The organism is Variovorax sp. GW821-FHT09B01, from assembly GCF_059418345.1.
Genome location: NZ_JBWKPQ010000017.1, coordinates 78533 through 101967, shown reverse-complemented (window position 1 = coordinate 101967; position 23435 = coordinate 78533). Strand labels below are relative to the sequence as shown.

Here is a 23435-nt window from a genome sequence, read left to right as displayed (position 1 = left end):
AAACGGTCAGAGCCGGTAGGCCAGCACCAGCAGGTTGTTCAGCACGATCGCGATCACCTGCAGCACGACGATCGCGGCCAGCGGCGACAGGTCGACGCCGCCGAGCAGCGGAATGACGCGGCGGAACGGCCGCACCAGCGGCTCGGCCAGGCGCGAGATTAGGTCGAGCAGCATCGGCGAGGCGCCCGGCACCCACGAGAGCACCGCGTACACCACCAGCAGCGCGGTCAGGCCCGACACGGCGAGCTGCAGCAGGCCGATGAACGACACCAGCGGCAGCGCGCCGATGCGCCCGAGGTTGCCGATCAGCAGCCACAGCACGAGGAACTTGGCGATCACCAGCAGCCAGGCGGCCACGGCGCTCGCGAGGTCCCACTTCTTGACGGCCGGCAGCAGCCGCCGCAGCGGCAGCACGATCCAGTCGGTGATGGCGAAAATGAAGCGGCCCAGCGGATTGCCGAAGGGCACGCGGTGGTACTGCATGTAGAGCCGCAGCAGGCAGGCGCCGCCGAGCAGGCCGACGATCACGTCGAGGAGGAACGATGGGATCTGATAGAGCATGGCGCGCGAGGTGAAGCGGAGTGCGATGATAGCCACGCAAGGCTCTTCGATGACGACACAACCCCTTCTGAACTCCCTGCCTTTGTTCCCGCTCGGCACGGTCCTCTTCCCCGGCGGCCTGCTGCCGCTGCGCATCTTCGAGGTGCGCTACCTCGACATGATCGGCAAGTGCCGCAAGGGCGGCGTGCCCTTCGGCGTGGTGAACCTCACGAGCGGCACCGAGGTGCGCAAGGCCGGCGCGCAGGCCGAGCGCTTCGCCGAGGTCGGCACGCTGGCCGTGATCCGCGAATTCGAATCGCCGCAAAGCGGCCTGCTGCAGATCGAGTGCGTGGGCACGCAGCGCTTTCGCGTGCGCCACAGCGAACTGCAGAAGCACGGCCTGTGGATCGCCGATGTCGCGATCCTTGCCGACGACGTCGCGCTCGAGATCCCCGAGGACCTGCAGCACACCGCCACCGCGCTGCGCCGCCTGGTCGACACGCTCGAGGAACGCAAGCGCGCGCAGGACGCCACCGGCTCGCCGCCGGTGCGCCTGCCGATCGGCGCGCCCTACCGCTACGACGACTGCGGCTGGGTCGCCAACCGCTGGTGCGAGCTGGTGCCGATGCAGCTCGAGCTGCGGCAGCGGCTGATGGAGCTCGAGAGCCCGCTGATGCGGCTCGAGCTGGTCGGCGATCTGCTGGCGCGCACCGGCATCGCCTGAGCGCTCGGGCGACAGGGCCGAAGGGCCCGCCCCGCTTCGTTTCGCGCTTCGAATTTGATAGCTGATGGCGCAAGGCCGGCGACGGGTTCGCCGGAATTCGCGCGCCATCGCCTGGGCTAAAATCCCGCCTTTCGCGCCGAATTTCCCAGCGCGCGCCTCCCCCACCGCCTCCCCATGTCCGAACAACAGCCGCCCACCCCTGCTCCGGCCGCGACCACGCCCGCCGTCGACGACAACCAGCTCATCGCCGAACGCCGCGAGAAGCTCAAGCTGCTGCGCACCGCGCAGACCGAAGGCAAGGGCGTCGCGTTCCCCAACGACTTCAAGCCGGGCCACCGCGCCGCCGCGCTCGTCGAAGCGCATGGCGCCGTCGAAGCCGAAGCGCTCGAGGCGCAGAACGTCGCCGTGAGCGTGGGCGGCCGCATGATGCTCAAGCGCGTGATGGGCAAGGCCAGCTTCGCGACCCTGCAGGACGCCACCGGCCGCATCCAGCTCTACGTCACGCGCGATGCGGTCGGCGAAGAGGTCTATGCCGAATTCAAGCGCTGGGACCTCGGCGACATCCTCGGCGCCGAAGGCACGCTGATGAAGACCAAGACCGGCGAACTGTCGATCAAGGTCACCACGCTGCGCCTGCTCACCAAGAGCCTGCGCCCGCTGCCCGACAAGTTCCACGGCATGGCCGACCAGGAGCAGAAGTACCGCCAGCGCTACGTCGACCTGATCACCGACGAGTCGGCGCGCGTGCGCTTCACCGCGCGCAGCAAGGCCGTGAGCGCGCTGCGCGAATTCATGGTGGCCAACGACTTCCTCGAGGTCGAGACGCCGATGCTGCATCCGATCCCGGGCGGCGCCAACGCCAAGCCCTTCAAGACGCACCACAACGCGCTCGACCAGGAGATGTTCCTGCGCATCGCGCCCGAGCTCTACCTCAAGCGCCTGATCGTCGGCGGCTTCGAGCGCGTGTTCGAGATCAACCGGAGCTACCGCAACGAGGGCATCTCGGTGCGGCACAACCCCGAGTTCACGATGATGGAGTTCTACGCGGCCTACTGGAACTACCGCGACCTGATGGACTTCACCGAGACGCTGATCCGCACCATCGCCGACAAGGCCGTGGGCACGCAGCAGCTCACCTACCAGGGCAAGCCGGTCGACCTGACGCAGCCCTTCGAGCGCCTGACGATCCGCGAGGCGATCCTCAAGCACACCGATGCGGGCGATGGCGTCGACGACAGCGCCTGGCTCGTCAATGCCCTGCGCAAGCTGGGCCTGAGCGAGGAGAAGGACAAGCTCTCGCAGCGCAGCCTGGCCAGCCTGCAGGTGATGTACTTCGAGGAGACGGTCGAAGAGAAGCTCTGGCAGCCGACCTTCATCATGGAGCACCCGACCGAGATCTCGCCGCTGGCGCGTGCCAACGACGAGCGCCCCGAGGTCACCGAGCGCTTCGAGCTCTACATCACGGGCCGCGAGTTCGGCAACGGCTTCAGCGAGCTCAACGACGCCGAGGACCAGGCCGCGCGCTTCAACGCGCAGGTGGCGGCCAAGGACGGCGGCGACGACGAGGCCATGTACTACGACCACGATTTCGTGCGCGCGCTCGAGTACGGCATGCCGCCCACCGGTGGCTGCGGCATCGGCATCGACCGACTGATGATGCTGCTGACCGACTCGCCGAGCATCCGCGACGTGATCCTGTTCCCCGCGCTGCGCAGGGAATCTTGAGCACCGCGACCGCGAACGCCACCGCGATCGGCATCGACTTCGGAACCTCGAATTCGGCCGTCGCCTGCCGCATCGCGGGCGCCACCCGGCTGCTGCCGATCGAAGGCGCGGCCACCACCCTGCCCACCGCGATCTTCTACAACGCCGAGGACCGCAGCACGCACTTCGGCCGCGACGCGATCGCGCTCTACCTGGCCGGTGTCGAAGGCCGGCTGATGCGCTCGCTCAAGAGCCTGCTGGGCAGCCCGCTGATGCAGGAGAAGACCGCGATCTTCGACGGCCTCGTGAGCTTCGAGGACATCATCGCGCGCTTCCTGCGCGAGATGGCCGAGCGGGCCGCGCGCGAGATGGGCCGCCTGCCCGAGCGCGTGGTGATCGGCCGGCCGGTGCACTTCGTCGACGACGACAGCAAGCGCGACGAGCGCGCCGAGCAGAGCCTGCGCGCCGCCGCGCGCGCCGCGGGATTCCGCGACATCGCCTTCCAGCTCGAGCCGATCGCGGCCGCCTTCGACTACGAGCAGCGCGTGCGCAAGGAATCGCTGGTGCTGATCGTCGACATCGGCGGCGGCACCTCCGACTTCACCGTGGTGCGACTGGGCCCCGAGCGCGCCGCGCGCGAGGAGCGTGGCGACGACGTGCTGGCCACCACCGGCGTGCACATCGGCGGCACCGACTACGACCAGCGGCTCAATCTCGACCGCGTGATGCCGCTGCTGGGCTTCGGCCATCACGGGCCGCAAGGCCGCGAGGTGCCGAGCAAGGTGTTCTTCGACCTCTCGTCGTGGCACCTGATCAACTGGCTGTACCTCGCCAAAGCCACCCGGCAGGCGCGCGAGCTGCGCACCAGCTATGCCGACACCCGGCTGCACGACCGGCTCATGGCGGTGCTCGACGAACGCCACGGCCACCGCGTGCTCGGCGCGGTGGAGCAGGCCAAGATCGACGCCTCGGTCAGCGACGCACCCGCCGTCATCGACCTCGACTGCGCCGAGCCCGGCCTCACGAGCACCCTGTCGCCGGCCGACATGGCGCAGCAGCTCGCGGCGCAGTTCGAGGCGGTGATCGCCTGCGCCCATGCCTGCGTCAAGCGCGCCGGCCTGCGCAGCAACGAGCTCGATGCGATCTACCTCACCGGCGGTTCGTCGGCGCTGCGGCCCTTCCAGCAGGCCCTGCGCAAGAGCTTCGCGGGCGTGCCGCTGGTCGAGGGCGACCTGTTCGGCGGCGTGGCCTCGGGGCTGGCCTTCGCGGCACGCTGAGCGGCGGGCTCCGCGTCATCGGTCGCGCCATCGCGCATGAAGTACCTCTCGGCCTATCCGACGACGCTGCAGGCGCAGGTGCGCAAGCTGCTCGACGAAGAGCGCCTGGGTACCTGGCTGCGCGAGCGCTACCCCGAGGGCGCGCACGCCGTGCAGACCGACCAGGCGCTCTACCTCTACACGACCGGGCTCAAGAACGAGTTCATGCGCAAGGCCGGACCGCTGTCGAAGGTGATCTTCGACAGCAAGCTGCACGTGATCCGCCATGCGCTGGGCACCCACACCACCGTGTCGCGCGTGCAGGGCAGCAAGCTCAAGACCAAGCAGGAGATCCGCGTCGCGAACCTGTTCAAGGCCGTGCCGGCACCCTGGCTGCGCATGATCGTCGTGCACGAGCTCGCGCACATGAAGGAGCGCGACCACGACAAGGCCTTCTATGCGCTGTGCACGCACATGGAGCCGGACTACCACCAGCTGGAATTCGATCTGCGGCTGTACCTGACGCACATCGAGGCGGGCGGGATGCGCCTGTGGGAATCGGCGGCCACGCCGCCCGCCGGATCCTGAGCAGGCGCGGCGGCTTGCCTGGAGCCGCGACCGTACACACAATCCCCCTCGCATGGCGCGCGACTCGGGAGGCGCGCCCCCAAGAGAAAGAGGGAGTCCATGAAACATCCACTGCACCTGACATCGGCGGGCGATCCGCAGTTCATCGGAGAGGTCGTCGAGGGCTTCAGGCTCGGGCTCCTCGAACTCGGCTACGACGTCAACTGGCAGCAGGCGCAGATCGACGCGAGCCGCGTCAACATCGTCATGTTCGCGGCCGGGCTGACCTGGAACCAGCTGGCGCACCTCGGGCCCGACTGCATCGTCGTCAACATCGAGCAGCTGGTCGAAGGCGGCAATGCCTTCACGCCGGCCTACCTGGAGATCCTGCGCAACAGCTACGTGTGGGAATACAGCGCGCTGAACTTCCGGCGCTACGCGGAGCTCGGCATCGCCCGCGCGGACCTGGTGCCCTACGGCTACCAGGCCGGCGCCATCCTGCCGCCGCCGGCGTCCGACCCGCCCGTGGCCGAAGACATCGACGTCCTTTTCTTCGGCAGCCTCAACGATCGGCGCATGCGTCTGCTGGAGGCGCTGCGCGCGCGCGGAATGACCGTCGTGGCGCACCATTCGATCCCGGTGGCGGAGCGCGCCGCCCTGCTGGCACGCAGCCGCCTGCTGCTCAACGTGAGCTTCCTCGACGCCACGCGCACGGTGGAGATTCCGCGGCTGGCAGTCGGTTTCGTCGCGAAGAAGCCGATCCTGACGGAGATCTACGACGACAGCGAGCTGCGGACCGAGCTGCGCGAGGGGGTCTTCGGCGAGCCCTATGAGCGGCTCGCAGACACGGCCGAGCGGCTGCTGTCGGCACCGGAAGAACGCCGGGCACGCGCCGAGCTGGGCCACCGGCTCTTCACGGCCACCTCGCAGGCGATGTTCATCCAGCCCGCGATCGAGCGCTTCTTCGCGTGGCGCTCGCAACAAGCCGGCGGCTGAGTCGACCGCGAGTGCGCAGGCCGGCGCCCCGGTTCAGCGAAAGAAGGCCGACAGCTCGACGGCCAGCGCCTCGACCTCTTCCTGCGACATGTCGGCGATCGCCTCCGGCGCACGCGCATTCTCGGTATCGCGGATGCGCTCGATGTGCTCGCCGCGCGAGACCGAGTCATGGTGCAGGTGGAACATCGGCACGTTCATCGAGTGCCAGCGCACGCCGAGCCGCGAAGCGCGGCGCAGCAGTTCGTCGTCCTCGCCGCCCCAACCCTCGAGCCGCGCGTTGTAGCCGCCCACGCGGATGTACTCGCTGCGCTTGAACAGCACGATGCCGCCGTTGGCATTGGGGTACAGCACGATCGCGTCCTCGGGCAATTGCTGCGGATCGATGGCGGCCAGGCGGCCATAGTCCGGGTCGGCCATGAAGCCCTGCTTGAGCGCGCCGGCGACGTTGATCACCGACCAGTAGGGGCACAGCGCATCGCTGTCCTGCCCTTCCATCAGGGCGTCGATGCAGGCCCGCAGCGACTGCGGCTGGGCGATCGAGTCGGCATCGTGGAAGCAGATCACCGGGCTGCGCGCGAGCCGCACGCCGGTGTTGTAGAGCATCGACTTGGGGAACGGGCCCTCGTGCGGCACGAAGACATGCCGGATGTGCGGATCGTCGAGCCGGCGCCAGTCGAAGCTCGGCGTGGCCGCGGCCTCGAGCAGCCACAGCCGGTAGTCGGTATAGGTGCGCCCCAGGTGCGCGAGCACGGTGTAGAGGTTCTCGCGCCGCTCCTCGTTGGCCTCGCGGTACGACACGATGATGTCGATGTCGCGCAGGGAGGTCTTGTTCGCTTCGGCCATGGCGCTGCGGCCCTCAGAAAGGCCGGTAGAGGATGAAGTTGTCGTCGCCCGCGGGCTGCTTGAAGCGGTTGTCCCGGATCTCGAGCTGCACCGGCTGGGTCTTCTCGTCCTGGTAGCGGTTGAAGATGCCCGCGCCGTTCACCTTCTCGACCACTTCCGCCAGGCCGGGGCCGGCCCAGTTGTCGTGGCCGCGCAGCAGGTAGAAATGCATCACGCCGCACTGCTGGTGCGCCCAGTAGTCGTGCCACGAGAAGGAATCGGGCCGCCAGAGCGAGTTGTGGCCCTCGAAGAAGACGGGGCGGCTCATCGGCATGCACTCGGGCGTGGAGATGAGGATGTAGCGCGAGCGGTAGTTGAGGAACTCCAGCAGGTCCCGGCCCTGCGAATGCAGCATGTGCTCGATCACGTCGCCGAGGATGACGACGTCGTAGAGGTCGCTGCTCTGCTTGTACAGCCCGTCGGCGGTGATCGGCAGGATGTGGTGGTAGCCCGTTTCGCGCAGACCCGGGAAGGCCGCTTCGTCGCATTCGAGCGCGGTGAGCTCGCAGCGCGGAACGATGTCCTTGAGCAGCGCGCCGTACTTGCCGCCCCCGGCGCCGATGTCGAGGATGCGCTGCGGGTCGATCGCCCGGACGATCTCCTGCGTCAGGACGTCGAAGGTGGGCCAGGAATAGCCTATGTGTGCCATGGGAATCCCTCTGCTCTCGCTGCTGTTCTGGGGCGTACGACTGTACAGGAGCGCCCTGGCGCGGCGGGCGCCGCGGTGTCAGGTTCTGCACGGTTGCGCGGGCTTTGATCGCCCACGGCCGGCGGCTAGCGGCTCTTCTGCGAGGCCGCGTCCATGGCGGCCATGTACACCGACCGGTAGGGCTCGGACAGGCTCACGAAATGGACCAGCAGCGTGTCCTCGTCGGCCAGCAGCGGCGGCGTGTTGAGGCTGAGGTTGTCCAGCACGCTGTGCTCGCCGAGCAGGCCCTCCTCCTTCAGCACCTCGTTGGTGTAGTGCTGGTCGCCCAGGCTGCTGTAGACCTGGGACTTGTCGGCCACCTCGCCGATGCGCGCCCAAATGCGTTCCAGCAGCGCGAGGTTGGCTGGCGTGTTGCGAAAGCCCATGACGCCCGAATTGAAGCGCCAGGCACCGACGTCCTTGGCCAGCAGCAGGTCGCGGCCCTGCAGCAGCGGCTCGAAGGGGCGCGCCTGGTTGCGGAAGACCACGTCGGCGTCGACCCAGATCACCCAGTCGTGCTGCGCCAGGTGCTGCTGCAGCAGCCAGGTGCGCACCCACGAGCCGTTGATGCCGGGCCCGATCGCCTCGGGCAGCGCCCGGTACACGTGGTACGCGTGGCCATGGCGCTCGCAGTAGCGGCGCACGTTGTGTTCCGACACGCGCGCGTAGGTCGCGATGTGGTGCGTGTAGAGCGTGAGGAAGGCGATGCGCGCCTGCGGATTGATGCTGGTGCACGCCTCGTCGGACAGCGCCGGATAGTCGGGCGGCTGCAGCACCGGGCGGCCCTGCATCAGGGCGCCGTTGACCTCGCGCACCAGCAGCGCCTGCAGGTTCAGGTCGTGCAGGATCTCGTCGCGCCAGCCGCCGCCAGGCAGCGGCACCGGCAGCGCGGCGAGGTTCACCACGAAGACCCGCGCGTCGTGCCACTGCGAGACGCGCCACGAGACATTGACGTAGGCCTCGGCCAGCACGCTGTTGCAGGGCAGGAGCCCCGCCGGGGCCAGGCGCGCGGTCTCGTCGAGGCGCGGCGATTCGAGCGCGACCACGTGGCCGGCGTCGATGATCAGTTGATGCAGCAGCGCGCGGTTGCCGGGCGTGTTGCGCAGCACCAGCATGTTGGTCATGGCGGGACCGGCGCGGTCGCCGGTCGATGGCCCCTCGAGCGCGACCAGGTCGCGCCCGTGCATCAGCGCCTCGACCGCGACCGGGTGGAACACCACCGAATCGCCGTCGAGGAACAGCAGCCAGTCACCCTCGGCCAGCGTGCGCAGGTGGCGCAGGATCTGGCTGTACTTGGCGCTCGCGCGCAGCGCCGGATGGGCGATGCGCTCGGTATCGGCCCATTGGTGCGGATAGCCGAACAGGCGGCAGTAGTGCGCATGGTTGCGCAGCACCGCCTCGTCCGCGCGCTGAAGAAGGCTGAGGCACAGGGGCATGGGTCACTCCAGGCAGCGGACCGCCGCGGGCGACGATGGCGTCGCGCTAGATGTCGAGCAAGCGGCGCGCATCGAGGTACCCGCGCGAACGCGTGAGCGCCTGCCAGTCGACGGGCTCGCCTTGCGGCAGCAGGCCGCGGCGCCGTGCCTCACTGGCGCGCGCCTCGGCACCGGCCTGCCAGCGACCGGCGCGGTCGGCGGCTTCGAAGCCGTCGAGGAACTCGTCGAGCGGCCGGCCCTCGCCGATGCTCTGGTTGCACAGCAGTGCCAGGTCGCAGCCGGCGCCGAGCGCAGCCAGCGCCGCGTCGGCGAAGCTCAGCAGTTCGCCGTCGATGTAGCGGCCGGCCTCCATGCTGAGGTCGTCGCTGAAGATGGCGCCGTCGAAGCCGAAGCGGCCGCGCAGGATCTCGCGCAGCCAGCGCGGCGAGAAGCCCGCGGGCCGGCTGTCGACCTTCGGATAGATCACGTGCGCCGGCATGACCGCCGCCAGCGCGCCGCCGAGCCAATCGTAGGGCCGCGCGTCGTCGGCCAGGATGGCCTTGAGGCTGCGCTTGTCGACCGGAATCTCGACATGCGAATCGGCATTGACCCAGCCGTGTCCCGGAAAGTGCTTGCCGCAGTTGCGCATGCCCGCGAGCAGCATGCCGTGCATCAGGCTCTTGGCCAGCAGCGCGACCACGCGCGGATCGCGGTGGAAGCTGCGCGTGCCGATCACGGTGCTGCGGCCATGGTCGAGGTCGAGCACCGGCGCGAAGCTGAAGTCGACGCCGCAGGCGCGCAATTCGCCGGCCAGCACCTGGCCCGCCGCGGTGGCGACCTGGCTGGCCTGCATCGCGTCGCGCATCCAGAGCTCGCCCAGCGACTGCATCGTCGGCAGGTGGGTGAAGCCGTCGCTGCGAAAGCGCTGCACCCGCCCGCCCTCGTGATCGACGCAGATCAGCAGGTCGGGCCGGATCGCCTTGATCTCGGCATTGAGCGCCGTCATCTGCGCGCGGCTTTCCCAGTTGCGCGCGAAATGGATCACGCCGCCCACGCGCGGATGCGCCAGCCGGCGGCGGTCGGCATCGGTCAGCGCCGTGCCGGCCACGTCGACGACCAGCGGCGACAGAAGCAGTTCCTCGGTCTTCGCACTCATGGCGCGGGCCCATCCTTGCGTTCGACCACCACGAAGCTCGCGGCGTATTCGGTTTCGTCGGTGACGGTGACGTGGGCCGTGAGGTTCTGCGCCTCGAACCAGGTCTTGAGCTCGCCGTGCAGCACGATCACCGGCTTGCCGCTGCGCAGGTTGGCGATCTCGCACAGCCGCCAGCTCATCGGCATGCGCATGCCCATGCCGATGGCCTTGCTGAAGGCCTCCTTGGCCGAGAAACGGGTGGCGAGGTAGCTGAGGCCGCGCTTGGGCCAGCGCTCGCTGCGGGCCTTCCAGACCGCGAATTCGGCGTCGCTGAGCACCCGGCGCGCGAAGCGCTCGCCCTGGCGCTCGAAGGTCGCGGCGATGCGGCGAACGTCGCAGATGTCGGTGCCGATGCCGTAGATCATGCGGCGGCGTGGGCCTCGGCGATGCAGCGCAGGTAGTCGCGCGTGGTCGCCGCATAGCCCAGCTCGAGCGCGTCGGCCACGAAGGCATGGCCGATCGAGACCTCCTGCACGCCGGGCACCGCCTTCAGGAAGGGCGTGAGGTTGTCGCGGCTCAGGTCGTGGCCGGCGTTCAGGCCCAGGCCGGCGGCGAGCGCGGCGCGCGCCGTGGCCGCGTAGCGCTCGAGCACGGCCTGCTCGTCGGGCGTGCCGCGCGAGGCCGCGAAGGATTCGGTGTAGAGCTCGACGCGGTCGGCGCCGACGGCCTTGGCCGCGGCCATCATCTCGGGAATCGGGTCCATGAAGAGGCTGACGCGCACGCCCAGCGCCTTGGCTTCCGCGATCAGCGGGCGCAGGCGCTCGGCGTCGTCGGGGAAGGTCCAGCCATGGTCGCTGGTGGACTGGGTCTCGCTGTCGGGCACGAAGGTGGCCTGATGGGGACGCAGCTCGCGCACGAAGTCCATCAGGTTCTGGAACGGATTGCCCTCGATGTTGAACTCGATGCCGGGCCAGTCTTTCGCCAGCAGCGCCGACAGGTCGTGCACGTCGTGCGTGCGGATGTGGCGCGCATCGGGCCGCGGATGCACGGTGATGCCCTGGGCGCCGGCCTGCAGGCACAGGGTGGCGGCCTTCACCACGCTCGGAATGCCCAGGTGGCGCGTGTTGCGCACCAGCGCGACCTTGTTGAGATTGACCGACAGCGCGGTGGTGCCGGCCGAGGCAGAGGAAGTGCTCATAGTGCTTGGATATCTCTCATCAACTGCCGCGTACGCAGCGTGGACACGCCGCAATGGTAGTTGAGCAACGCGCGCAGCTGGTTGCGCAGCGCGCTGTTGCTGCCGTTGCTCAGGGTCGCGACCAGCCGCAGCGTGGCCGTGAACGGCGCGCGGTCGTCGAGCGCCGCCTGCAGCCGCTGCCAGTCGGCACCGGCCAGCGCGGCCTCGTCGTCGGCCGCGGCGCGCAGGCCGGCCTCGGCGACCAGGGCGTAGCGGGTGCCGGCTTCGAGCGACTCCAGCGTCAGGGTCTGCACGTCGAGCTGCGGCAGCAGGCCGACCCCGCGCAGCAGCAGCAACTCGAAGGCCCGCAGCGCGGCCGCCTGGGTGGCGGCCTGGGCGCCGCCGTGGTCGCCGGCCAGCACCTGCACCACGCCGCCGTAGGCATCGAACAGGGCCTCGTGCGCGTCGTCGCGCGCCAGCAGGCGCAGCAGCAGCTCGTTGAGGTAGTAGCCCGACAGCAGCGCATCGCCGGTGGGCATGACGTGGCCGCCCATCCATTCCGCGCCTTTGAGGGTGCGGATCTCGGCATCGCCGCCATAGTTGATCTCCAGCGGCTGCAGCGGCAGCAGCACCGGACGGAAGTTGGAGCTCGGCCGCTTCGCCCCCTTGGCCACGAGCGCGATGCGCCCATGGTGGCGGGTGAAGACCTCGAGGATCAGGCTCGACTCGCTCCAGTCGTAGCGATGGAGCACATAGGCCGGTTCGTGCGAAACGCGGTGGGCGGCGGCCACTTCATTCGTAGCCGAACGAGCGCACGCGGGCCTCGTCGTCGGCCCAGCCCGAACGCACCTTGACCCAGAGTTCGAGGAACACCTTGGCGTCGGCCAGCTTCTCGAGCTCGACGCGGGTTTCCATGCCGATGCGCTTGATGCGCTCGCCCTTGTCGCCGATCACCATCGCCTTGTGGCTGTCGCGCTCCACCACGATGGTGGCGGCGATGCGCAGCAGGCGCTTGTGGCCCTTCTTCTGCGGCGCTTCCTCGTCGAACTTGTCGATGACGACGGTCGAGGTGTAGGGCAGCTCGTCGCCGGTGAGGCGGAACAGCTTCTCGCGCACCAGCTCGCTGGCGAGGAACTTCTCGCTGCGGTCGGTGAGCTCGTCCTCGTCGTAGAACCAGGGCTGCTCGGGCAGGTACTTCTCGCAGATGCCGAACAGGCGTTCGACGTCCTTCGCGTTCTTGGCCGACATCGGCACGAACTCGGCGAACTCGTGCTTGGTCTGCATCTGCTGCAGCCAGGGCGCGATGTCGCCGCGGCGCCCGACGTTGTCGAGCTTGTTGGCCAGCAGGATCGTCGGGATGCCCTTGCCGAGCAGCTTGAGCACGCGCTCGTCGGCCGGCGTGAAGCTGCCGGCCTCGACCACGAACAGGATCAGGTCGACGTCGCCGACCGCGCCCTGCACGGTCTTGTTGAGCGACTTGTTCAGTGCGTTGGCATGCAGGGTCTGGAAACCCGGCGTGTCGACGAACACGAACTGCGTGGCGCCGAGCGTGCGCATGCCGGTGATGCGGTGGCGCGTGGTCTGCGCCTTGCGCGAGGTGATGCTGATCTTCTGGCCGACCAGCGCGTTGAGCAGCGTCGACTTGCCCACGTTGGGCTTGCCGACGATGGCGACCAGGCCGCAGTGCTGCGGGCCCGTGGCTTCCGATGGTTTGGATTCGCCCGCCGGGTCCTGGGGCTGTGCTGCTGATTTGATAGCGTCGTTCATTTCGTTTTCACGCGCCGCCGCGTGCCTTGAGGCGGATCAACATGGCGGCGGCTGCCGCCTGCTCGCCGGCGCGGCGCGAACCGCCGATGCCGCGTTCGCGAAGGCCCAGTTCGGGCACTTCGCACTCGACGTCGAAGGTCTGCTTGTGCGCTGCCCCCAGTGTCCCCGCGACGCGGTAGACGGGCAGCTTCATTTTGTGACCCTGCAGCCATTCCTGCAATTCGGTCTTCGGGTCCTTGCCCACCGCCTCCATGCGCGGATTGATCTCGACCGCTTCGTAGAGCCGGTGCACCAGCGCCTGCGCGGCCGAGAAGCCGGCATCGAGGTAGACCGCGCCGATCAGCGCCTCGAGCGCGTCGGCCAGGATCGAGGGCCGGTTCGGACCGCCCGAGCGGGCTTCGCCCTCGCCCAGCCGCAGCAGCGGCGAGAGCGCGAGGCCCACGGCCAGCCGGTGCAGGGTATCCTGCTTCACGAGGTTGGCGCGCACGCGCGACAGATCGCCTTCGGGCAGGGCCGCGAGGCGGGTGTAGAGCAGGTGCGAGACCGCCAGGTTCAGCACCGAGTCGCCGAGAAACTCGAGGCGCTCGTTGTGGTCGGCGGAGAAACTGCGGTGCGTGAGCGCGAGCTGCAGCAGCCGCGGATCGGCGAACGTGTACTTCAGGCGCGACTGGAGCGCCGTGAGGCCGCCATCCACCTTGCTTCCCTGGGCGTTCAGTTGGTCTCGCCCTTGTACTTGAGCACGAGGTAGGCGGGGCCGAACAGCGGGATCTCGCGCTCGTAGGCGAAGGAGATCACGACCTTGTCGTTGACCTTCTTGATGTCGAGGTCCCTGCCCATGACCGACTGGAAGTCGTCGATGGCCTGGGCGCGGTCGAAGATGGCGCGGATCTCGGGCACGGTGCTGCCTTCCTTGGCCTTGTTGGCGGCCTTGTAGATCGCCTGGTACTCGATCAGCGTCGGGATGACCTGGGCGACGACGACGCCCACGCAGGCCAGCACGACGGCCACGAACACGAGCCCGATGAACGAGATGCCGCGCTGGCGCGCCGCACTGTTCCGGCTGGACCGAACAGTTCTCATACCCTCATACCCCTCGAACGAATTGCTTGATGCTTATTGAAACGGACCGATGCGTCCCAGGTCGCCGAAGTTCATCCAGACGAAGAAGGCCCTGCCCACGATGTTCTTGTCCGGCACGAAGCCCCAGAAACGGGAGTCGGCCGAATTATCGCGGTTGTCGCCCATCATGAAGTAGTTGCCGGCCGGCACCTTGCAGGTGACGCCTTCGACCGAGTAGCGGCAGTTCTCGCGGAAGGGGAAGTCGCTGGCGCCGGGCACGAAGGCGGGGCCGGCATCGTCGTTGAGGATCTTGTGCTGCTTGCCCGCGAGGTTCTCGTCGAACTGCTTGAGCAGGCGCATCGACTCGCCGTCGAGGTAGTCGGGCGCGGCCTCCTTCGAGACCGGCTGGCCGTTGATGGTCAGCTTCTTGTTCAGGTAGGCCACCTCGTCGCCGGGAATGCCGACCACGCGCTTGATGTAATCCTGGCTCGGCTTGGGCGGGTAGCGGAACACCACCACGTCGCCGCGCGCCAGCGGCGTGCCGTCGGTGATCTTGGTGTTGATCACCGGCAGCCGCAGGCCGTAGGTGAACTTGTTGACCAGGATCAGGTCGCCGGTGAGCAGCGTGGGCATCATCGAGCCCGAGGGAATCTTGAACGGCTCGTAGAGGAACGAGCGCAGCAGGAACACGACCAGGATCACGGGGAACAGCCCGGCGGTCCAGTCGAGCCACCAGGGCTGCATCAGCAGCCGTTCGCTGGCCTTGGCGTCGGCGGTGTCGACTTGCTTGATGCCTTGCCCGGCGAGCCGCGCATTGCGCTCGGCCAGCGAGCTCTCGAGCGCGGCGGCCGCGCGCTCGCGCCGCGGCAGGAAGTAGAAGCGCTCGGCCAGCCAGTAAAGGCCGGTGACCACCGTGGCCAGGAACAACAGCAAGGCGAAGTTGCCCTCGATCGCTCCGAAGTACCAGGCGCCGATGTAGCCGGCGAATGCCGCGAGGATGAGGGAGGTGATGAATGCCATGTTGATCAGTCTTCGACTTGCAGGATCGCGAGGAAGGCCTCTTGCGGGACCTCGACCGAGCCGATCTGCTTCATTCTTTTCTTGCCCGCCTTCTGCTTCTCGAGCAGCTTCTTCTTGCGGGTGATGTCGCCGCCGTAGCACTTGGCCAGCACGTTCTTGCGCAACGCCTTGATTGTCTCACGCGCAATGATGTTGACCCCGATGGCGGCCTGGATGGCCACGTCGAACATCTGGCGCGAGATGATCTCGCGCATCTTCGACACCACCGCGCGGCCGCGGTACTGCGACTGGGTGCGGTGCACGATGATCGAGAGCGCGTCGACCTTCTCGCCGTTGAGCAGGATGTCGACCTTGACCACGTCGGAGGCGCGGTACTCCTTGAACTCGTAGTCCATGGAGGCATAGCCGCGGCTGACCGACTTCAGCTTGTCGAAGAAGTCGAGCACGATCTCGCCGAGCGGCATCTCGTAGGTCAGCATGACCTGGCGGCCGTGGTAGGCCATGTTCATCTGCACGCCGCGCTTCTGGTTGGCGAGCGTCATGACGGCGCCGACGTATTCCTGCGGCATGTACAGATGCACGGTCACGATCGGCTCGCGGATCTCGCTCATCTTGCCGACCTCGGGCATCTTGGACGGGTTCTCGACCATGATGACCTCGCCGTCGCTGCGCACCACCTGGTAGACCACGCTCGGCGCGGTCGTGATCAGGTCCTGGTCGAACTCGCGCTCCAGGCGCTCCTGCACGATCTCCATGTGCAGCAGGCCGAGGAAGCCGCAGCGGAAGCCGAAGCCCAGCGCCTGGCTCACCTCGGGCTCGTAGCGCAGCGACGAGTCGTTGAGCTTGAGTTTCTCGAGCGCGTCGCGCAGCGAGTCGTACTCGCTGGCTTCGGTCGGATAGAGCCCGGCGAACACCTGCGGCTGGATTTCCTTGAAGCCCGGCAGCGCCTCGGTCGCGGTGGCGGCCGCGCCGCCCGTGCCCGGCTTGATCAGCGTGACGGTGTCGCCGACCTTCGCGGCCTGCAGCTCCTTGATGCCCGCGATGATGTAGCCCACCTCGCCCGCCTCGAGCGAAGCGCGCGGCTCGTTGGCCGGCGTGAAGACACCGACGTTGTCGGCGTTGTAGCTGGCGCCCGAGGCCATCATCTTGATGCGGTCGCCCTTCGCGAGCCGGCCGTCGACCACGCGCACCAGCATCACGACGCCGACGTACGGATCGAACCAGCTGTCGACGATCATTGCGCGCAACGCGGCATCGGGATTGCCGCGCGGTGCCGGCATCTTGTGCACGATCGCTTCGAGGATGTCGTCGATGCCCAGGCCGGTCTTCGCCGAACAGGGAATCGCATCGGTCGCATCGATGCCGATCACGTCTTCGATCTCGGTGCGTGCGTTGTCGGGATCAGCGTTCGGCAGATCCATCTTGTTGAGCACGGGCACCACTTCGACACCGAGGTCGAGCGCGGTGTAGCAGTTGGCCACCGTCTGCGCTTCCACGCCTTGCGATGCATCGACGACGAGCAGCGCGCCTTCGCATGCCGACAGCGAGCGACTCACTTCATAAGAGAAGTCGACGTGGCCCGGCGTGTCGATCAGATTGAGGTTGTAGACCTGTCCATCGCGTGCCTTGTAGTGCAGTGCCGCGGTCTGTGCCTTGATGGTTATCCCACGCTCTTTCTCGATGTCCATCGAGTCGAGCACCTGCGCTTCCATCTCGCGTTCCGCGAGGCCGCCGCAGCGCTGGATCAAACGGTCTGCGAGCGTCGACTTGCCATGATCGATGTGCGCAATGATCGAAAAATTTCTGATGTGATTCATCAACGGGAACGCTTAAGTACTTGAATTGGCTCGTGCACAGAGGGCAACAGGCAAGAAAAAAGGGCGCGTCTCCTGGAGACGCGCCCTGAACCAACAAGCAATGGCAACTGCAGTAGTTGGAACTTCATTGTAGGCAAAAAGGGAAGCACGTACATCCGGGAACAGGGTCCAAACAGGTCGTTGCGGGTCAACAACAAGCAACTTATAAACAACTTATCAACAGGCTTGGTGGAGCACTCTCTGAACAACTTGTGGGCGATCTGTGGAGCGTCGGTGGACTGTCACCTAACATCTCGCATCGTGAAGGAGACCGCTCGGCTTATGCGCCGACTCGCCGCCGAGAGGCCGCTATTCTACCGAAAACGGTCCTTAGCCCTTCCTTAAGTCAGCAAACACTAACAAATCGCCGGCTTGGGGCCGATGCAGATTTTTTTAGAGCGGCGCGCCGAAGCGTCGCAAACAGCTCAAAAAAATGGCCCCAAACCCGACTGACGGGTGGGGCCACTTGACGGCACAGCCGGGATCAGCGTGCGGGCCGGATGAGCGCGTACTGCGCCCACTCGCCACGGCGGAACAGCACGCTGAGCGGCTTGCTCTTGTCGGCCTTGCCCACGGCCGACTCGAATTCGCGGGCGTTCAAGACCTCGATGTTGCCCACGGCCAGGATGATGTCGCCCTCGCGCAGGCCGGCACGTGCCGCGGCCTCGTTCGAGGCATCGACCTTCACGCCGCCCTTGAGCTTGAGCTCCTTCTTCTGCGCATCGCTCAGGTCGCTGACCGCGAGGCCCAGCGACTTGGCGGCGGCCGAAGCCTGCGGCTTGGGCGCCGGCTCCTCGCGGTCGGCAGCGCGCTTGGCCGGCTTGTCGGGCTCGATCTCGGCGATGGTCACGCTCAGGTCGCGCGAGCTGCCGCGGCGGAACACCGTCAGCGTGCTCTTGGTACCGGGCTTGGTGTTGCCCACCAGGCGCGGCAGATCGCTCGGCTTCTCGATCGCCTTGCCGTCGAACTTGGTGATGATGTCGCCCGGCTCCACGCCGGCCTTCTCGCCCGGCGAACCGGCCTCGACGCTGCGCACCAGCGCGCCCTGCGCCTTGCCCAGGCCGATCGATTCGGCGACGTCCTTGGTGACCTGATCGATCTGCACGCCGATGCGTCCGCGCGAGACGCGGCCCGAGGTGCGCAGCTGCTCGCTCACGCGGATCGCTTCGTCGATCGGGATCGAGAACGAGATGCCCATGAAGCCGCCCGAGCGCGAATAGATCTGGCTGTTGATGCCGACGACCTCGCCACGCATGTTGATCAGCGGACCGCCCGAGTTGCCGGGGTTGATCGCCACGTCGGTCTGGATGAACGGCAGGTACTCGCCGGTGTCGCGCTGCTTGGCGCTCACGATGCCCGCGGTGACGGTGTTCTCGAGGCCGAAAGGCGAACCGATGGCCATCACCCATTCGCCCACGCGAAGCTTGGAGATGTCGCCGACCTTCACGGCCGGCAGGCCGGTGGCCTCGATCTTCACCACCGCCACGTCGGTGCGCTTGTCGGCGCCGACGATGCGGGCCTTGAACTCGCGCTTGTCGGGCAGCGTGACCATCACCTCCGAGGCGTCCTCGACCACGTGCGCATTGGTCATCACGTAGCCGTCGGCCGTCAGGATGAAACCCGAGCCCACGCCGCGCGGGCGTTCTTCTTCCTGCGGCTGCGGCCGGTTGGGGCGCGGCCCCTGGCGCGGAGCGCCGGGAATCGGCTGACCGAAGAAGCGGCGGAAGAACTCCTGCATCTCCTCGTCCATCTCGCCGCCATTGCCGCTGCGCTGCGCCACCTTCTCGACGGTGCGGATGTTGACCACCGACGGGCCGACCTGGTCGACCAGGTCGGTGAAGTCGGGCAGCGTGCGGGTGGCGGTCTGCGCCTGCACCGGCTCGGCCGGCATGAACGCCAACCCGGCCGTGAGCGCCAGCATGGACGCGAACACGCCGGAACGGAGCTTGTGTCCCTCGATCTTGAACATCATCGGTTGTCTTTCAAAGAGAACGGCTGCGACTCGAAACAGGTACTGAGAGTTTCCGCTTCTCGCCGGATCGGGCGAGAAAGGTGTCGGACATGTTCTTTTCAACGCGTGCGTGCGAGGCTCTGCGCGAAGGCGTCCAGGGTTTGTTGCGGCACTTCGCCCACCGCCGTGAGCCACCAGTCGTTGGCCGGCTCGGGCAGGCGCCTGCGGATCGCATTGGTCGCGCCGATGGTCAGCACGCCGTCGCGCGGTGCGCGCTTGGCGTCGTAGCGCTCGATGAAGAGCGACACCGAGGCGAGGCCATCGGAGAAGATCCATTGCACGGTGCGGTCCTGCGTCGCGGCGTTCTTGTCGCCGCCCGCGGCCGGCCGCCGGAAGAAGCTGCGCGGCTTGAAGCCGGCCACCGGCGTGCTCAGGGTCCAGCCCTCGTCCTGCGCGCTGGTGCGCTCGAGCTCGAGCTTCTCGATGCGATAGCCGGCCGTGTTGGCCATCATCTGCGCCAAGGCCTGGGCCTTCACGGGCACGTCGAGCTGCAGTTCGGAAAAGGCCGACTGCTCGACCACGCGCGACTGGTCGTCGAGCGTCTGCAGCTTGACGACCAGCCCGGTGCGGCGCTCGCTCCAGATGCGATAACCGAAGCGCAGGCCGTCGTGCGGCGTCAGTTGCACCACGTCGGCGTCGAAGCCGGCCACGCGGTCCTTGCCGATGGGCCGCACGTCGTAGAACTCGCCGATCGACGAATCCTGCTTGTCGGGCAGATTGGGGAAGAGATCGAGGTTCTCGCGCTTTTCGACCTTCACCACCTTGGCTTCGGGCAGGAAGGTCATGACGCTCTGGTTGCGGCGGAAGGTCGAACGCTGCGGGCCGCTCAGCGCCTCGATGCGCTCGATCTGCTGCTCGCCGTCGCGCACATGCCAGATGCGCGCACTCGACAGATCGCCGCCGGGCGCGGACACCACGAAGGTGCCGACGTAGTTGCGCTGGCGCGCGCCCGCGTGCATGCGCTGCAGCCACTCGGTGACGCTCATGGCGGGCGGCTCGCCCGCCGCCTGGGCCGATGCCGCGCCCCGGGTGTTCGCCGCACTGGAACGGGTCTGCGCGGAGGCGATCTGCGCGATGCAAAAAGCGGCAAGCACGAGCACGAACGCGCGTGCGGAGATCGGCATCTGAACAGTCATTGGCAGGGAAGGAGGCAGAGGCGCGCGCTCAGCGCGTGGGTCCTTCGAAGGTCGCGTTGCGCAGGAAACCGGAAGGCATTTGCGAGGCGCCGCCCGCCTGCTGGTGTGCCTCGAGCAACTGGTCCAGGCGCGGATCGCGCAGCATCACCTGCGGCTTGCCGTTGCCCACGATCACGCGCGTGGGCGTGAGCGTCGAACCCTGCGCGCCATTGGTGGCGGCCGATGCGAGCACCGGGCCCGACACGGGTTGTTGCTGCGCCAGTTGGGCGCCGGCCGGGCCGTTGACGACACCGCTGCCGACCCAGCTCCAGCTGATGGCGGCCACGGCCACCAGCGAAGCGGCACCGGCCACCAGCTTCCAGCGGAAGACCGGCTCGTTGGCCGCATCGGCGCGACGCTGAAGCGGCACCACCTGGGCCTCGGGAACGGCCGCCACGGGCCGGATCGACACCGGCTCGGCCGCCAGCCGCTGCTGGAAGCGGGCCAGGAAAGCGCTGCTGTCGCTGCACGCCACGTTGGCGCTCGAACGCAGCACGTCGCCCACCACATGGTAGGCCTGCCACGCCGCGCGGTATTCCTCGTCGCCGCAGACCTTGTCGATGGCCTGCGCGAACTCGTCGCCCTGCAAATGACCATCCGCGAGCGCCGACACCTGTTCTCGAACCGTCATCGTCTGATTCATTTCGTTCACCTGATTTTGCTTACCAACGCTTGCCCGACTGGTTGTCGAGCAGCGGTTTGACCCTGGCCGAAATGGCCTCGCGCGCACGGAAGATCCGCGAACGCACGGTGCCGATAGGGCAATCCATGACTTCGGCAATCTCTTCGTAACTCATGCCCTCGATCTCGCGCAGCGTGACTGCCTGGCGCAACTCCGCGGGGAGCGCTTCCATGGCGGACTCGACCGCGGCCGCGATTTCATTGGCCGCCATGACCGATTCGGGGGTTTCGTCGGTGGTTGGTTCGTTTCCCGGACGGTAAGTTTCATCGTCGTCCTCGGAAGAAGGCCGCAGGGCGCTTTCCGAGATGGTCGGGTCGCGCTTCATGTCGACCAGCGCCTTCTTCGCGGTGTTCACCGCGATCCGGTAGAGCCAGGTGTAGAACTGCGCCTCACCGCGGAATTGGTGCAGTGCACGATAGGCGCGGATGAAGGTTTCCTGCGCGATGTCCTCGACCAGGTCGACATCGCGCACCATGCGCCCGATCAGGCGCTCGATGCGGCGCTGGTACTTGATGACCAGCAGCTCGAAGGCTTTCTGGTCGCCCGCCACCGCGCGCTGCACGAGCTGGAAGTCGATCTCGCCCGGACGCGGCGCCGCAGCGGCGTCGGTCAAGCCGGAATCCGGCGGCACGGGCGGCGGGGACGTGGTCATCGAGAGGGGGATTTCAGGGTGCGTCGGCGGGTGCGGTCGCGCGCCAGACATCGCCGCCGGTGTCGGCAGCGGGGGGGCGCGAATATACCGCACGGCGCAGATCGCGCCAGCGCTCGGGCATCGTCTGCCGCTCGACCCAGAGCCAGCGGTGCGGCCGGCCCGGCTCGCTCAGGCGCAGCAGCAGCAGCGATTGCAGGTCGAGCGCGACGACGGCGCGTGCAGCCAGGACCGAGCGCGCCGGATCCGCGGCATCGGAAGCCGCGGGCGCCAGCGACCAGAACTGGCCGTCGAAATGAAGCAGGCCCGCGCCGTCGCGGCGCAGGCCGATGCCGGCGGCCGCCCCTGCGAACAGCACGCTGAGCAGTAGCAGCGCATGGCGCCAGCCAACGCTATCGAAAAAGTAGCAGGACGCACCCGCGCAGAGCGCGCCGAGTGCCCAGACCACGGTCAGGAGGCGGGCTGCGCCACGCGAGCGCCCCACCGGGTAGGTCACCGACGGTGCGCCGTGCATGGGAGATGAAGACTCAAGCGCGCTTGAACACCAGCGTGCCGTTGGTGCCGCCGAAGCCGAAGTTGTTCTTGACCGCGACATCGATCTTCAGATCGCGCGCCTCGTTGGCGCAGTAGTCGAGATCGCACTCCGGATCCTGGTTGAAGATGTTGATCGTCGGCGGGCTCTTCTGGTGATGCAGGGCCAGCACCGTGAACACCGATTCGATGCCGCCCGCGCCGCCCAGCAGGTGGCCGGTCATGGACTTGGTCGAATTCACGACCAGCTTCTTCGCATGGTCGCCGAAGGCGTTCTTGATCGCATTCGTCTCGTTGAGGTCGCCGAGCTGCGTCGAGGTGCCGTGCGCATTGAGGTACTGCACTTGGTCGGGGTTGACGCCCGCATTGGCGAGCGCCATGACCATCGAGCGGCGCGGGCCGTCGACGTCGGGCGCCGTCATGTGGTACGCATCGCCCGTCAGGCCGAAGCCCGCGACTTCGGCGTAGATCTTGGCGCCGCGTGCCTTGGCATGTTCGTACTCCTCGAGCACGATCACGCCCGCACCCTCGCCGAGCACGAAGCCGTCGCGATCCTTGTCCCACGGACGCGAGGCCGTGGCGGGATCGTCGTTGCGCGTGCTGAGCGCGCGCGGCGCGGTGAAGCCACCGATGCCGAGCGGAGAGATGGTCGACTCGGCGCCGCCCGCGATCATCACGTCGGCGTCGCCGTACTCGATCATGCGCGCCGAGGTGCCGATGGCATGCAGGCCGGTGGTGCAGGCAGTGACCACAGCGATGTTCGGGCCCTTGAAGCCGTACTTGATCGACACGTGGCCCGAGATCATGTTGATGATCGACGCCGGTACGAAGAACGGCGACACGCGGCGCGGGCCGCGGTTCACCAGCTCGCCGTGCGTGGCTTCGATCATCGGCAGGCCGCCGATGCCCGAACCGATGTTGCAGCCGATGCGGACCGCTTCCTCGTACGGGAGTTCTTCGCCGGTCTTGAGCCCGCTGTCCTGCACCGCCTGGATCGCGGCGGCCATCCCGAGATGGATGAAGCGGTCCATGTGGCGCGCCTCCTTCTCCGAGATGTATTGGGCAATGTCGAAACCCTTCACCTCGCCCGCGAATTTGCAGGCGAAGGCGCTCGCATCGAACGCGGTGATGTTCGCGATGCCCGAATTTCCCGCCAACAGGTTGGCCCAGGAATCGGCCACCGTGTTTCCGACGGGAGCGATGCAACCGAGTCCGGTCACGACGACGCGGCGTTTGGTCATGCCGGCAAACCTTTCTGGAAGCGCTGGACGACGGCCGCTCGGCGCATGCGGTTCCGAAAGAAAGCCGCCGGCCGCCGCAGTGTCGTCAGTTGGGGCCGATCAGGCCTTTTGATTCTTGGTGGCGTAGTCGACGGCGTTTTGCACCGTGGTGATCTTCTCGGCGTCTTCGTCGGGGATCTCGATGCCGAATTCGTCTTCGAGTGCCATCACGAGTTCGACCGTGTCGAGCGAGTCAGCGCCGAGGTCGGCCACGAAAGCCTTTTCGTTCGTCACTTGGGACTCTTCCACGCCGAGCTGCTCGGCGATGATTTTCTTGACACGTGCTTCGATATCGCTCATTTGATTCCCTCTGAGGGTTGT

The 23435-nt window shown here is 67.4% G+C and carries 26 protein-coding genes; 6 read left to right on the top strand and 20 right to left on the bottom strand.

Annotation, left to right across the window (positions count from 1 at the left end; genetic code table 11):
• Positions 1-6 precede the first annotated feature (6 nt).
• A complete protein-coding gene (locus AC07RV_RS33020) occupies positions 7-561 on the bottom strand; it encodes a YggT family protein (protein ID WP_057592332.1) in 555 nt (184 codons plus the stop codon).
• Positions 562-610: 49 nt separating this feature from the next.
• Here AC07RV_RS33020 and AC07RV_RS33015 point away from each other — a divergent pair, with 49 nt between their 5' ends.
• From AC07RV_RS33015 to AC07RV_RS32995, 5 genes are all read left to right on the top strand, one after another.
• Positions 611-1264 (top strand): LON peptidase substrate-binding domain-containing protein, encoded by a 654-nt coding sequence (locus AC07RV_RS33015; RefSeq protein ID WP_281078927.1) that lies wholly within the window; start codon positions 611-613, stop codon positions 1262-1264.
• Positions 1265-1438: 174 nt separating this feature from the next.
• Positions 1439-2989, top strand: coding sequence for a lysine--tRNA ligase (gene lysS, locus AC07RV_RS33010; protein WP_203204870.1), 1551 nt, complete (start codon positions 1439-1441; stop codon positions 2987-2989).
• Positions 2986-4245: an Hsp70 family protein gene (locus tag AC07RV_RS33005; protein WP_208513659.1), complete on the top strand. Its 1260-nt coding sequence runs from the start codon at positions 2986-2988 to the stop codon at positions 4243-4245. The genes lysS and AC07RV_RS33005 overlap by 4 nt, the downstream gene beginning before the upstream one ends.
• A gap of 36 nt (positions 4246-4281) precedes the next feature.
• The gene (locus AC07RV_RS33000; RefSeq protein WP_296780144.1) at positions 4282-4812 is read left to right on the top strand and encodes a M48 metallopeptidase family protein; all 531 of its coding nucleotides are present in this window, start codon (positions 4282-4284) and stop codon (positions 4810-4812) included.
• Between the two features lie 99 nt (positions 4813-4911).
• On the top strand, positions 4912-5787 hold the full coding sequence (locus AC07RV_RS32995) for a CgeB family protein (RefSeq protein WP_296780140.1): 876 nt from the start codon (positions 4912-4914) through the stop codon (positions 5785-5787).
• Between the two features lie 33 nt (positions 5788-5820).
• Here the strand turns inward: AC07RV_RS32995 and AC07RV_RS32990 are convergent, their stop codons facing one another.
• From AC07RV_RS32990 to AC07RV_RS32925, 14 genes are all read right to left on the bottom strand, one after another.
• On the bottom strand, positions 5821-6630 hold the full coding sequence (locus AC07RV_RS32990; protein ID WP_296780137.1) for a glycosyltransferase family 2 protein: 810 nt from the start codon (positions 6628-6630) through the stop codon (positions 5821-5823).
• Positions 6631-6643: 13 nt separating this feature from the next.
• On the bottom strand, positions 6644-7318 hold the full coding sequence (locus AC07RV_RS32985) for a class I SAM-dependent methyltransferase (RefSeq protein WP_296780134.1): 675 nt from the start codon (positions 7316-7318) through the stop codon (positions 6644-6646).
• Positions 7319-7443: 125 nt separating this feature from the next.
• Positions 7444-8793, bottom strand: coding sequence for a glycosyltransferase family protein (locus AC07RV_RS32980; protein WP_296780131.1), 1350 nt, complete (start codon positions 8791-8793; stop codon positions 7444-7446).
• A 46-nt stretch (positions 8794-8839) separates the two neighbouring features.
• Positions 8840-9928, bottom strand: coding sequence for a beta-N-acetylhexosaminidase (nagZ, locus tag AC07RV_RS32975; RefSeq protein ID WP_296780130.1), 1089 nt, complete (start codon positions 9926-9928; stop codon positions 8840-8842).
• A complete protein-coding gene (acpS, locus tag AC07RV_RS32970) occupies positions 9925-10332 on the bottom strand; it encodes a holo-ACP synthase (protein WP_057592281.1) in 408 nt (135 codons plus the stop codon). The genes nagZ and acpS overlap by 4 nt, the downstream gene beginning before the upstream one ends.
• The gene (locus tag AC07RV_RS32965) at positions 10329-11105 is read right to left on the bottom strand and encodes a pyridoxine 5'-phosphate synthase (protein WP_296780127.1); all 777 of its coding nucleotides are present in this window, start codon (positions 11103-11105) and stop codon (positions 10329-10331) included. Before AC07RV_RS32965 ends, acpS begins: the two co-directional genes overlap by 4 nt.
• Entirely contained in the window at positions 11102-11875 is a 774-nt protein-coding gene (recO, locus tag AC07RV_RS32960; protein ID WP_296780124.1) for a DNA repair protein RecO, read from the bottom strand. Before recO ends, AC07RV_RS32965 begins: the two co-directional genes overlap by 4 nt.
• A 1-nt stretch (position 11876) precedes the next feature.
• Positions 11877-12851: a GTPase Era gene (era, locus tag AC07RV_RS32955; protein ID WP_093348691.1), complete on the bottom strand. Its 975-nt coding sequence runs from the start codon at positions 12849-12851 to the stop codon at positions 11877-11879.
• Positions 12852-12858: 7 nt separating this feature from the next.
• A complete protein-coding gene (rnc, locus tag AC07RV_RS32950; RefSeq protein ID WP_093348689.1) occupies positions 12859-13545 on the bottom strand; it encodes a ribonuclease III in 687 nt (228 codons plus the stop codon).
• A 17-nt stretch (positions 13546-13562) separates the two neighbouring features.
• On the bottom strand, positions 13563-13931 hold the full coding sequence (locus tag AC07RV_RS32945; protein WP_296780116.1) for a DUF4845 domain-containing protein: 369 nt from the start codon (positions 13929-13931) through the stop codon (positions 13563-13565).
• A gap of 33 nt (positions 13932-13964) precedes the next feature.
• The gene (gene lepB, locus AC07RV_RS32940) at positions 13965-14930 is read right to left on the bottom strand and encodes a signal peptidase I (RefSeq protein ID WP_208513649.1); all 966 of its coding nucleotides are present in this window, start codon (positions 14928-14930) and stop codon (positions 13965-13967) included.
• A 5-nt stretch (positions 14931-14935) separates the two neighbouring features.
• Positions 14936-16747: a translation elongation factor 4 gene (lepA, locus tag AC07RV_RS32935; RefSeq protein WP_208513648.1), complete on the bottom strand. Its 1812-nt coding sequence runs from the start codon at positions 16745-16747 to the stop codon at positions 14936-14938.
• A 523-nt stretch (positions 16748-17270) separates the two neighbouring features.
• Positions 17271-18758: a DegQ family serine endoprotease gene (locus AC07RV_RS32930; RefSeq protein ID WP_296780111.1), complete on the bottom strand. Its 1488-nt coding sequence runs from the start codon at positions 18756-18758 to the stop codon at positions 17271-17273.
• 98 nt (positions 18759-18856) lie between these two features.
• Positions 18857-19783, bottom strand: a complete 927-nt coding sequence (locus AC07RV_RS32925; RefSeq protein WP_296780109.1) for a MucB/RseB C-terminal domain-containing protein — start codon at positions 19781-19783, stop codon at positions 18857-18859.
• Here AC07RV_RS32925 and AC07RV_RS32920 point away from each other — a divergent pair.
• Complete coding sequence (locus AC07RV_RS32920; RefSeq protein ID WP_256222762.1) at positions 19773-19925, top strand: hypothetical protein; 153 nt, start codon at positions 19773-19775, stop codon at positions 19923-19925. The genes AC07RV_RS32925 and AC07RV_RS32920 overlap by 11 nt on opposite strands.
• A gap of 36 nt (positions 19926-19961) precedes the next feature.
• Here AC07RV_RS32920 and AC07RV_RS32915 read toward each other — a convergent pair whose 3' ends face one another.
• The 5 genes from AC07RV_RS32915 to acpP form a co-directional block, all read right to left on the bottom strand.
• The gene (locus AC07RV_RS32915) at positions 19962-20615 is read right to left on the bottom strand and encodes a sigma-E factor negative regulatory protein (protein WP_093348672.1); all 654 of its coding nucleotides are present in this window, start codon (positions 20613-20615) and stop codon (positions 19962-19964) included.
• A 19-nt stretch (positions 20616-20634) separates the two neighbouring features.
• Positions 20635-21306: an RNA polymerase sigma factor RpoE gene (rpoE, locus tag AC07RV_RS32910; RefSeq protein ID WP_296780103.1), complete on the bottom strand. Its 672-nt coding sequence runs from the start codon at positions 21304-21306 to the stop codon at positions 20635-20637.
• Positions 21307-21319: 13 nt separating this feature from the next.
• Positions 21320-21817 (bottom strand): hypothetical protein, encoded by a 498-nt coding sequence (locus AC07RV_RS32905; protein WP_093348668.1) that lies wholly within the window; start codon positions 21815-21817, stop codon positions 21320-21322.
• A 13-nt stretch (positions 21818-21830) separates the two neighbouring features.
• The gene (fabF, locus tag AC07RV_RS32900; RefSeq protein WP_296780098.1) at positions 21831-23075 is read right to left on the bottom strand and encodes a beta-ketoacyl-ACP synthase II; all 1245 of its coding nucleotides are present in this window, start codon (positions 23073-23075) and stop codon (positions 21831-21833) included.
• A 99-nt stretch (positions 23076-23174) separates the two neighbouring features.
• Positions 23175-23414 (bottom strand): acyl carrier protein, encoded by a 240-nt coding sequence (acpP, locus tag AC07RV_RS32895; RefSeq protein WP_007830471.1) that lies wholly within the window; start codon positions 23412-23414, stop codon positions 23175-23177.
• Positions 23415-23435: the final 21 nt, after the last annotated feature.